This is a genomic window from Enterobacter sp. HSTU-ASh6, assembly GCF_026319105.1.
GTDB classification, from domain to species: domain Bacteria; phylum Pseudomonadota; class Gammaproteobacteria; order Enterobacterales; family Enterobacteriaceae; genus Enterobacter; species Enterobacter sichuanensis.
In genome coordinates this window covers 1-1633 of the sequence record NZ_WSPD01000041.1, presented here as the reverse complement: position 1 = coordinate 1633, position 1633 = coordinate 1, and the positions used below count along the sequence as shown (strand labels likewise).

Annotated in this window: 1 rRNA gene; it reads right to left on the bottom strand. The window is 53.4% G+C overall.

The window, feature by feature from the left end:
- Positions 1–20: 20 nt before the first annotated feature.
- Positions 21–1560, bottom strand: a 16S ribosomal RNA gene (locus tag GM298_RS23180).
- Positions 1561–1633: the final 73 nt, after the last annotated feature.

Below are 1633 nucleotides of genomic sequence, written 5' to 3'. Positions count from 1 at the left end.
CAAAGGCAGGTTCTTTAAGGTAAGGAGGTGATCCAACCGCAGGTTCCCCTACGGTTACCTTGTTACGACTTCACCCCAGTCATGAATCACAAAGTGGTAAGCGCCCTCCCGAAGGTTAAGCTACCTACTTCTTTTGCAACCCACTCCCATGGTGTGACGGGCGGTGTGTACAAGGCCCGGGAACGTATTCACCGTAGCATTCTGATCTACGATTACTAGCGATTCCGACTTCATGGAGTCGAGTTGCAGACTCCAATCCGGACTACGACGCACTTTATGAGGTCCGCTTGCTCTCGCGAGGTCGCTTCTCTTTGTATGCGCCATTGTAGCACGTGTGTAGCCCTACTCGTAAGGGCCATGATGACTTGACGTCATCCCCACCTTCCTCCAGTTTATCACTGGCAGTCTCCTTTGAGTTCCCGGCCTAACCGCTGGCAACAAAGGATAAGGGTTGCGCTCGTTGCGGGACTTAACCCAACATTTCACAACACGAGCTGACGACAGCCATGCAGCACCTGTCTCAGAGTTCCCGAAGGCACCAATCCATCTCTGGAAAGTTCTCTGGATGTCAAGAGTAGGTAAGGTTCTTCGCGTTGCATCGAATTAAACCACATGCTCCACCGCTTGTGCGGGCCCCCGTCAATTCATTTGAGTTTTAACCTTGCGGCCGTACTCCCCAGGCGGTCGACTTAACGCGTTAGCTCCGGAAGCCACGCCTCAAGGGCACAACCTCCAAGTCGACATCGTTTACGGCGTGGACTACCAGGGTATCTAATCCTGTTTGCTCCCCACGCTTTCGCACCTGAGCGTCAGTCTTTGTCCAGGGGGCCGCCTTCGCCACCGGTATTCCTCCAGATCTCTACGCATTTCACCGCTACACCTGGAATTCTACCCCCCTCTACAAGACTCTAGCCTGCCAGTTTCGAATGCAGTTCCCAGGTTGAGCCCGGGGATTTCACATCCGACTTGACAGACCGCCTGCGTGCGCTTTACGCCCAGTAATTCCGATTAACGCTTGCACCCTCCGTATTACCGCGGCTGCTGGCACGGAGTTAGCCGGTGCTTCTTCTGCGGGTAACGTCAATCGCTGTGGTTATTAACCACAACGCCTTCCTCCCCGCTGAAAGTACTTTACAACCCGAAGGCCTTCTTCATACACGCGGCATGGCTGCATCAGGCTTGCGCCCATTGTGCAATATTCCCCACTGCTGCCTCCCGTAGGAGTCTGGACCGTGTCTCAGTTCCAGTGTGGCTGGTCATCCTCTCAGACCAGCTAGGGATCGTCGCCTAGGTGAGCCGTTACCCCACCTACTAGCTAATCCCATCTGGGCACATCTGATGGCAAGAGGCCCGAAGGTCCCCCTCTTTGGTCTTGCGACGTTATGCGGTATTAGCTACCGTTTCCAGTAGTTATCCCCCTCCATCAGGCAGTTTCCCAGACATTACTCACCCGTCCGCCACTCGTCACCCGAGAGCAAGCTCTCTGTGCTACCGTTCGACTTGCATGTGTTAGGCCTGCCGCCAGCGTTCAATCTGAGCCATGATCAAACTCTTCAATTTAAAAGTTTGATGCTCAATGAATTAAACTTCGTAATGAATTACGTGTTCACTCGTTGAGACTTGGTATTCATTT